Consider the following 7,708-nt stretch of genomic DNA (forward strand, 5'->3'; position numbering starts at 1 on the left):
CCTCTTGCTGCCACAGGTCATCCTCGAAATGCCTGTCACAGAAATTATCGTGTCTCACTTAAGGGGTGCAGTCCAGTTGCCTCCTTGATCTTCGATTACTTTTTCGATTTCACCAAGCAGGTCTTCGCGCGTCGCTGGCGCGAGCATCCGAATATCCGACCGCGTGGCTAGGAAATTCGTATAGCTCGATGTCGTGTGCTGCCACTTCCATGGATAGCATTTATGCTCGACGGGTCCAAACAACCGTGACTCGTCAAACCAGCCCTTGAATGGACCATTCGGCAGGTACCAAGCTTCGGGCGGCGGCCCCCACCGACCCGTGAGACGCAGCGATATCTGTTTAAACTGTTCGAGTAAATGCGTCGGTAGCCCTACAGGAACATGTCCGAAGACGGCTAGTGATCCGTGAGCCGAAAGCAATTGCGCGGCCTTTACGAACCGAACCTCCGGGGATACCCAGTGCCACGACTGTGCGGCTATGATTAGCTGGAACACTGAGTTGTTAGCTGACCACGCTTCAAATGTAGCCACGCCCAATTTCACATTAGCAAAACTCGCCAAAGTCTCGTGTGCAGCGAGCACCATTTCTGGTCCAGGATCAATGGCAACGATAGGAAAGCCCCACGCCGCGAAGCCCTTTGTCGCCTGACCCGTTCCGCAGCCGACTTCGAGAATGTTATCGGTTGGCCTTAGCTCTGCGTACGACAGAACATCGTCAATAAGCGCCTCTGGATAGTCCGGGCGTGAGGCCCTGTATAAGCTCGCAACCTGATCGAACGTAAAGCGCTGTTCCATTGTTTGCCCCCTTCCGATATTTCGGGAATATGCCTCAGGCGCGGCCCATCTGTCCAACGGCCGATTTCTGCTTCGGGTCGATTTCGTTGAAAAAGTCAGCAGTTGCGACGCAGAGATATCGGTGATTCAGTGTGTCTAGTGGGCAGGACTGAAGGTCATGATGGGGCATCGGCAAGTCGAACAGGCTGCGTTGTTCTATGAGTTCTCGCTAGAAAGGCACATCCCAGCCGACCACCTCGTGCGGTCGATCGATAGGTTCGTCGACCTGGAGGACTTACGGCGGGAGCTGGCGCCGTTCTACAGCAACATCGGGCGGCCCTCGATCGATCCGGAGCTGATGATAAGGATGCTCTTGATCGGCTATTGCTTCGGCATCCGATCGGAACGGCGCCTCTGCGATGAAGTCCATCTCAATCTGGCATACCGCTGGTTTTGCCGGCTGGGTCTGGATGGAGCTGTCCCCGATCACTCGACGTTCTCGAAGAACAGGCACGGCCGCTTCCGTGAGAGCGATCTCTTCCGTCGCGTGTTCGAGACCGTCTTGCGCCGCTGCATCCGGGAGCGGCGATCTGGGATACGGCGGCATCAAGTCAACGTAGCGTCGCGGCAGCCCGTGGCCGTGCAGAGGTTCCCAGTTTCGCTAAGGAGAGGCGGGGACGCGCCGGCTGCGGGACTACCCGGCCTTACGTCTGTGAGGCTTGTTCGCGGTGGAGAGGTACGCACAGAACATGTCGGCCATCGCATCGGCATAGGCCGATATCTCGGCCCGGCTGCGCGGTGTCTCCGAGAAGTGCTTGCCGACCTGGCCGAGCGTCGTCTTGATCAGATCGGCGGCCCGCGCGCGCTCGGTCTCTCCGGCACCAGGCAGCACCTCGCGCATGAAGGCGAGCATAGCGCGGCGGCCGCTTGTCTTGGCCCGGCGCGCCTCGGGCGCATCGCGGTAGAGCGGGGCGGCGTCGTCGAGTGCGCCACGCACGGCGGCCTCGTCGCACTCCGATTGCAGGAACGCGTGAACGAGCGCGCGCAATCGCGTCAGAGGCGGACGGCGCGTGTCCTCCAGAATGCCGTGCAGCAGTTTCGTCGTCTGCTGCCACTCGTCGCTCTGCAGCCTGAACAGGATCGCCGCCTTGTTCGGGAAGTACTGATAGAGCGAGCCGACGCTGACGCCGGCCTTTTCGGCGACACGGGCCGTGGTGAAACGTTGCGCGCCTTCCTTGGTCAAAACCTGAACAGCCGCCTGCAGAATGGCCGCGACGAGGTCGGCCGAGCGTGCCTGTTGCGGCAGTTTTCGCGGGGAAATCGGGGCTTTTCGAGCCGGGGCCATGGAGCGTTCCGAAATGCGATTAGCGAATGCGAATGATTATTCGTATTCTGACTTCGACGCAAACGACACGCATCGAGAACACGGAGAATATCAATGATCACCCTGACCACCCCGCCGGTGGCGCTGCTGCTGGATCGCCTGCTTGCCGAGGCCACGTTGCTGCGGCCGGAGACGAGCCCGATCTTCGCCGGCATGGCCGAACGGGGCGCGCAACTGATGCGCAGCAGGTCCGGCCATGTCGAGCTCTACACGCAGCTCAAGGACTTTCCGTTGCCTGTGTCGCGCGACACCGGCATGCTGCTCTACATGCTGGCGCGCGGCGTCGGCGCGCGATCGATCGTCGAATTCGGCACCTCGTTCGGCATCTCGACGCTGTTCCTCGCCGCGGCGCTGCGCGACAATGGCGGCGGCCGGCTGATCACCACGGAGTTCGAGCCGTCCAAGGTCGCCCGTGCCCGTGCCAACCTCGCGGAGGGCGGCCTGGCCGATCTGGTGGAGGTCCGCCAGGGCGATGCGCTGCAGACGCTGAGCGCCGATCTGCCGGAGACCATCGATCTCGTGCTGCTCGACGGCGCCAAGCCGCTGTATGGCGACATCCTTGCGCTGCTCGAGAGCCGGCTCAGCGCCGGCGCGTTCATCGTCGCTGATAATGCCGACCACAGCCCCGACTATCTCGCCTACGTCCGTTCGCCAGCCAACGGCTATCTGTCGGTGCCGTTCGGCGACGAAGTCGAATTGTCGATGCGGATCGGGTGAGACTGAGGGGAGCACGACAGACGACGAAGCCCGTAGCCCGCATACGCCAGCGACATGCGGGGCAACGCCACCGCCAGAGCCTGCGCTTTTGCCCGCGGCGCCTCGCCGACGCCCGAGACGAGAGATCGGCCCCGCATGTCGCCGCCGTCGACGCCCGATCGGCGCCGCCGGCGGCTCATGCGGGCTACGGGACTTCCGAAGCATGACCGCGGTGGGGTGGGCGACGAGGCCCGCTGGCCCATCTCGGGATCTGTGATCGCCAACCAACCCTTCGGGAGTTGACGGGCGGGTGGCGATTGGTCACGAGGAGAGTCCCGTCATCATGAGCGACCGACCTGTATGCCTCGCATCCTCCTGATCAATCCCAACAGCTCGGCCGCGACCACCGTGATGATGGTGTCGATTGCGGCCGCCTGCTGCGCCGGCCGGGCGGAGGTGGTCGGCGCGACCGCGATGCGGGCGCCGGCCATGATCGTCGATGCCGAGGCGTTGGCGGCATCGGCTGCGGAAGTGGTCGACATCGGCTGCGGGCATCGCGATGCTTGCGATGGCATCATCGTCGCGGCGTTCGGCGATCCCGGCGCCGCGGAGCTGCGCAGGCTCTGCCCGCTGCCGGTGGTCGGGATCGGCGAGGCGTCGATGCGCGAGGCCGCGCAAAGCGGGCGGCGCTTCGGCGTCGCCACGGTGACGCCGGCGCTGGTCGTGAGCATCGCAGGCCTCGCAGAGAAACTCGGGCTGTCGGCGCAGTTCACCGGGACGCGGCTGACCGAGGGCGCCCCGGCCGCGCTCGCCACCGATCCGGCGCGGCTTGCGTCGGCTCTGGCTGCGGCCACGCGCGCCTGCATCGCGGAGGACGGCGCAGAAGCCGTGATCATAGGCGGTGGACCGCTGGCGCAGGCGGCCGATCAGCTGCAGCCGCAATTCGCCGTGCCGATCATCAGGCCGATCGCGGCAGCGGTTTCGCAGCTGCTGCAGCGGCTGTCCGCGTGAGCAGCCAAGTGCGCTGTGCTATGGCCGGTAGCTTGCCGCCGGATGCGGCGCCGCGAGCCGGGCACGGCCGAACAGCTTTTCGCGCAACGTTCCTGGCTGATACGCCTTCTTGTAGCGGCCGCGCCTTGTCAGCTCCGGCACCAGCATGTCGGTGACATCGGCAAAGCTCTCCGGCGACAGCGCAAAGGCGAGGTTGAGGCCGTCGACGCCCGTCTGCTCGATCCAACTCTCGACGAGATCGGCGACCTTCGCAGGCCCGCCGACGAACACCGGGCCGATGCCGCCGATGCCGACATGCTCGGCAACCTCGCGCACGGTCCACACCCGGTCCGGATCGGCGCGCGTGACGTTGTCCATGGCGCTGCGGCCGGCATCGTTGAGCACGTGGCGGACCTGCTGGTCGAGGTCGTAGGTCGAGAAGTCGACGCCGGTCCAGCCCGACATCAGGGTCAGCGACGCCTCGTGGTCGATGTAGCGGCGGTAGTCGGCAAACTTCGCCTCGGCCGCCGCATCGGTCTGGCCGAGCACGACGGTGGCGATGCTGAAGATGACGATGTCGCTGCCGGCGCGACCCGCGTCGGCGGCGGCCTGGCGGATCGCGGCGACGCGCGGCGCGATGATCTTGGCCGACGGGCCGGACATGAACACGCATTCGGCATGGCGGCCGGCGAACACGCGGCCGCGCGGCGAGGTGCCGGCTTGATACAGCACCGGCGTTCGCTGCGGCGACGGCTCGCAGAGATGGATGGCGTCGAGCTGGTAGTTCTCGCCGCGATGGCTGACGCGGTGAACCTTCGTGGGATCGGTGAACACGCCGCTGGTCCGGTCGCGCTTGACGGCGTCGTCCTCCCAGCTGCCTTCCCACAGCTTGTAGACGACCTCCATGTACTCGTCGGCTACGTCGTAGCGGTCGTCATGCGCAGTCTGGCGCTCCCTGCCCATGCCGCGTGCGGCGCTGTCGAGATAGCCGGTGACGATATTCCAGCCGATGCGGCCCTCGGTGAGATGATCGAGCGTCGACATCCGCCGCGCGAACGGGTAGGGCGGCTCATAGGACAGCGTGCAGGTGACGCCGAAGCCGAGGTGCTCGGTGACGGCGGCCATCGCCGAGATCAGCATCATCGGATCGTTCACCGGCACTTGGATGGCGTGGCGGAGCGCCGCGTCGGGGTTGCCGCCATAGACATCGTAGACGCCGAGCACGTCGGCGAGAAACAGTCCGTCGAAGCGGCCGCGCTCCAAGGTCTTGGCGAGGTCGAGCCAATAGGGCAGGCGATTGTAGTCGGAGGAACGGTCGCGCGGATGCCGCCACAGGCCGGGCGACTGGTGCCCGACGCAGTTCATCGCAAACGCATTCAACCGGATGTCCGCAGCCATGATGTCCTCGACGCTGTCTTGAGCCGACCAGATGGCACGCTTCGCCTATGGTTTTCAATCGCGTGGATGCGCACGGCCGCTGCGCGCCGCGGATCAATGATGGCGCAGGACGGGCCGTGGCCCGCATGTGGGGAGGACGATCCGGATCACGACGCTGGCCGCGCTGGTACTGACATCGTCGGCTGTGGCCTCCGTCCATGCGCAGGACTTCAAGGCGAGTTGCGCCGCGCTCGCGCAAGGCTTCGCCGACAGCGGGCGCGTCGTCACGGCCGAGTTCGTCGCCGCGGGCGGCGTGCAACTGGCGCCGCCGGCACCCGCGGGCGTGACCGCTTCTGGGGCAGCGCTTCCCCGAGTTGTTCGACGGCGTCATCGCGGGCGCGCCGGCCTATCGCGTGCCGCTTGCCGGTTCGCGTGGCTGTTCCTGTTTCCCGGCATGAACCATTGCGGCGGCGGACCCGCCACCAATAAGTTCCAGTTGCTGACCGCGCTGGACGAATGGGTGGAGGGCACGGCCGCGGCGCCTGAGGCGATCCGCGCCACCGCGCGGCGTGCGGCCGATGTGCCATGGCCCGGGCGCACGCGCGATCTCTGCGCGTTCCCGAAGGTGCTGACCTACAAGGGCAGCGGCAGCCTCGAGGATGCAGCGAATTTCGAGTGCCGCTGAACAGGTCGTGCATGCCGTCTGCACGGTGTGCACGATCACTTGATGAGCGGTTGACTCGGGAGGGGGATGACCCGATCTATCTGCCAGCCGACCTGTCTCCGCAGCGTTGAGGCTCCCATCAGCCCATACACCGGTCCCTCATGGTTGCCGTCAAGACGCGAGCCTTCACCATTCTGTGCGAGTTCGAGCACGTCCAGACCGAGCTGATCGGCAAATGCGTGGCCTTGAGCGACGGCAAGGCCGGAACCGTGGAGCAGGTGTATCTTGATGAGCTGCATGGGTTGCGCATCGCCCTTCGCGGTCATGACGGGCGCTGGCCGGTGTCGACCATCAAGTTCACGCAATCCTGAGCGGCGGCGTTGGTCTCGGATTTGGAACGCTCAAACGATCGAAACGGCTTGATTACGCGTCGCATGGCGTTGCGTGGGGCATCGGATCGAGCGTTCGAACTTCGCGAGCGGCCTTTGCAGAGGCCTGCCGGAAGACCCGTGCATCGCATATCAAATGATACGAGAGCGGGCCGTCGCTGCGGCTAGCCTCGATGCTCCCGGCGCGGCCGGCCGCTGCTGCTCTGCCGCCCGGACTACGGTGGTCGCGGCCGATTCACTTATGTTGATGCGCCCGGCATCTCCTGATCTAGAGTTGTCGGTGCGCATCAATGAAACTGGATGCAAACCCGCATGGAAGTAGAAGGTCGGAAGAAACGGCGTCGGCGTGTCAAGCAGACGATGTCGTTGGGGGAGCGGTTGCTAGAGATGGCGCGCGAGGCGCGAGACAGGGCGAAGCGTCTGCCGCCGGGCATCGAGCAGGCTAGGCAGCTGCGGCGCGCCCGCGAGGCCGAAGCGATCGTCGAGCTCGATCGCTTCCTGACGGCTCCAGCACGCAGCACTCCACCGCGATCGCGTTGACGCCGTCTCGCGCTGGCGTCGGACGAGGGGCGCGGCGCTGCCAGTGGTGTTCCGGAACTTGCGGCAACAGGGCTGACCGATCCGGCCGAGGCCGGGCCAATTCCGGACGGCACCCTCTCAACCTATCGCAAGACGCATCCCGGCCGGTGCCGATCTGCATCACCTGGCCTCACCTCCGTGTTCGCGGTGGCGAGAACAATGCCTACTTCGCATTCGCGAATGTGTGCGACGCCGCGAATTTCGATCCCGGGCTCAGCGGCGTGTTCGGTCCGGATACATCAGCGTTTCCGCGCCGTGAGGCGATCGTTGCAGGCGGGGAGGGGATCGAGACCGTCGACATCGACACCAGCAATCTCGACAGCTTCTATCCGACCAACGTCGTCCGGCGGAAAGATCTCGTCCCGCATGCGGATGCCGCACTCGTATCGTGCGCTGGTGCAACCGCACACGAGCAATTTCTGACGCTGCGCGCGCCAACCGTCTCAAAATGGAACGGAAACGGCGTGTGACGGGTCCGAGCGTGGGGGGCGACAGCGCTATCCACATTTCTGCACAGCCGTCGCAAAAAGTTCTTGCGCGGGATGCGGCGTCGCACTATCTCACCACCACGCCAGCCGGACATCACTGATGACTGAGGCCCCCGACTTTCGGGACCGACGTTGTTTTTCTTCCGATTGGCTCCTGAGTTTTTTCTTCGGAATTGCTCTTGACGGTCTTCGAAAATCGGCTATGTGAAGCGCCCCGGCCATCGGGACTTCCTCGGCGAAAAAGACCAACGAGGTTGATGCACTTAGTAGTTCGAGCGAACTAACAAGTGCGGGCTGTTTGACAAGTGAAGATGAAGAAAGAGAAACGTGGACGGCGGAGTCCTTGCGGGTCTCGGGATTGAGGGCT

Annotated in this window: 9 protein-coding genes and 2 pseudogenes; 7 read left to right on the forward strand and 4 right to left on the reverse strand. The window is 64.6% G+C overall.

What is annotated here, in order from left to right:
• Nucleotides 1-54 precede the first annotated feature (54 nt).
• On the reverse strand, nucleotides 55-795 hold the full coding sequence (locus QW881_RS32420; protein WP_316159248.1) for a class I SAM-dependent methyltransferase: 741 nt from the start codon (nucleotides 793-795) through the stop codon (nucleotides 55-57).
• A 157-nt stretch (nucleotides 796-952) separates the two neighbouring features.
• On the opposite strand from QW881_RS32420, the pseudogene QW881_RS32425 reads away from it, so the two are divergent.
• Nucleotides 953-1,351, forward strand: a pseudogene (locus QW881_RS32425) (transposase); the annotation flags it as partial.
• A 117-nt stretch (nucleotides 1,352-1,468) separates the two neighbouring features.
• Here the strand turns inward: QW881_RS32425 and QW881_RS32430 are convergent.
• Nucleotides 1,469-2,119, reverse strand: a complete 651-nt coding sequence (locus QW881_RS32430; protein WP_315759669.1) for a TetR family transcriptional regulator — start codon at nucleotides 2,117-2,119, stop codon at nucleotides 1,469-1,471.
• A gap of 93 nt (nucleotides 2,120-2,212) precedes the next feature.
• Here QW881_RS32430 and QW881_RS32435 point away from each other — a divergent pair, with 93 nt between their 5' ends.
• Nucleotides 2,213-2,875 (forward strand): O-methyltransferase, encoded by a 663-nt coding sequence (locus QW881_RS32435; RefSeq protein WP_315759670.1) that lies wholly within the window; start codon nucleotides 2,213-2,215, stop codon nucleotides 2,873-2,875.
• Nucleotides 2,876-3,214: 339 nt separating this feature from the next.
• A complete protein-coding gene (locus QW881_RS32440) occupies nucleotides 3,215-3,865 on the forward strand; it encodes an aspartate/glutamate racemase family protein (RefSeq protein WP_315759671.1) in 651 nt (216 codons plus the stop codon).
• A gap of 18 nt (nucleotides 3,866-3,883) precedes the next feature.
• Here the strand turns inward: QW881_RS32440 and QW881_RS32445 are convergent, their stop codons facing one another.
• Nucleotides 3,884-5,242 (reverse strand): LLM class flavin-dependent oxidoreductase, encoded by a 1,359-nt coding sequence (locus QW881_RS32445; RefSeq protein ID WP_315759672.1) that lies wholly within the window; start codon nucleotides 5,240-5,242, stop codon nucleotides 3,884-3,886.
• A 127-nt stretch (nucleotides 5,243-5,369) separates the two neighbouring features.
• On the opposite strand from QW881_RS32445, the gene QW881_RS32450 reads away from it, so the two are divergent.
• From QW881_RS32450 to QW881_RS32465, 4 genes and pseudogenes are all read left to right on the forward strand, one after another.
• On the forward strand, nucleotides 5,370-5,906 hold the full coding sequence (locus tag QW881_RS32450; RefSeq protein ID WP_315759673.1) for a tannase/feruloyl esterase family alpha/beta hydrolase: 537 nt from the start codon (nucleotides 5,370-5,372) through the stop codon (nucleotides 5,904-5,906).
• 140 nt (nucleotides 5,907-6,046) lie between these two features.
• Nucleotides 6,047-6,256, forward strand: coding sequence for a PRC-barrel domain containing protein (locus QW881_RS32455; RefSeq protein ID WP_315759674.1), 210 nt, complete (start codon nucleotides 6,047-6,049; stop codon nucleotides 6,254-6,256).
• A 330-nt stretch (nucleotides 6,257-6,586) separates the two neighbouring features.
• Entirely contained in the window at nucleotides 6,587-6,814 is a 228-nt protein-coding gene (locus QW881_RS32460) for a hypothetical protein (RefSeq protein ID WP_315739926.1), read from the forward strand.
• Nucleotides 6,815-6,950: 136 nt separating this feature from the next.
• Nucleotides 6,951-7,276: pseudogene (locus tag QW881_RS32465) on the forward strand (amidohydrolase); the annotation flags it as partial.
• A gap of 137 nt (nucleotides 7,277-7,413) precedes the next feature.
• Here QW881_RS32465 and QW881_RS32470 read toward each other — a convergent pair.
• Nucleotides 7,414-7,708 (reverse strand): hypothetical protein (locus tag QW881_RS32470; protein WP_315759675.1); only part of this gene is annotated, 295 nt, incomplete at its 5' end.

The sequence above is a fragment of the Bradyrhizobium sp. SZCCHNS3016 genome (genome assembly GCF_032484535.1).
Classification (GTDB): domain Bacteria; phylum Pseudomonadota; class Alphaproteobacteria; order Rhizobiales; family Xanthobacteraceae; genus Bradyrhizobium.

Excerpts from the sequence above, each read along its gene's own strand:
- QW881_RS32455 (WP_315759674.1), top strand. The coding sequence starts at position 6,047 with ATGGTTGCCGTCAAGACGCGAGCCTTCACCATTCTGTGCGAGTTCGAG.
- QW881_RS32445 (WP_315759672.1), bottom strand. The coding sequence starts at position 5,242 with ATGGCTGCGGACATCCGGTTGAATGCGTTTGCGATGAACTGCGTCGGG.
- QW881_RS32460 (WP_315739926.1), top strand. The coding sequence starts at position 6,587 with ATGGAAGTAGAAGGTCGGAAGAAACGGCGTCGGCGTGTCAAGCAGACG.
- QW881_RS32430 (WP_315759669.1), bottom strand. The coding sequence starts at position 2,119 with ATGGCCCCGGCTCGAAAAGCCCCGATTTCCCCGCGAAAACTGCCGCAA.
- QW881_RS32435 (WP_315759670.1), top strand. The coding sequence starts at position 2,213 with ATGATCACCCTGACCACCCCGCCGGTGGCGCTGCTGCTGGATCGCCTG.
- QW881_RS32420 (WP_316159248.1), bottom strand. The coding sequence starts at position 795 with ATGGAACAGCGCTTTACGTTCGATCAGGTTGCGAGCTTATACAGGGCC.
- QW881_RS32440 (WP_315759671.1), top strand. The coding sequence starts at position 3,215 with ATGCCTCGCATCCTCCTGATCAATCCCAACAGCTCGGCCGCGACCACC.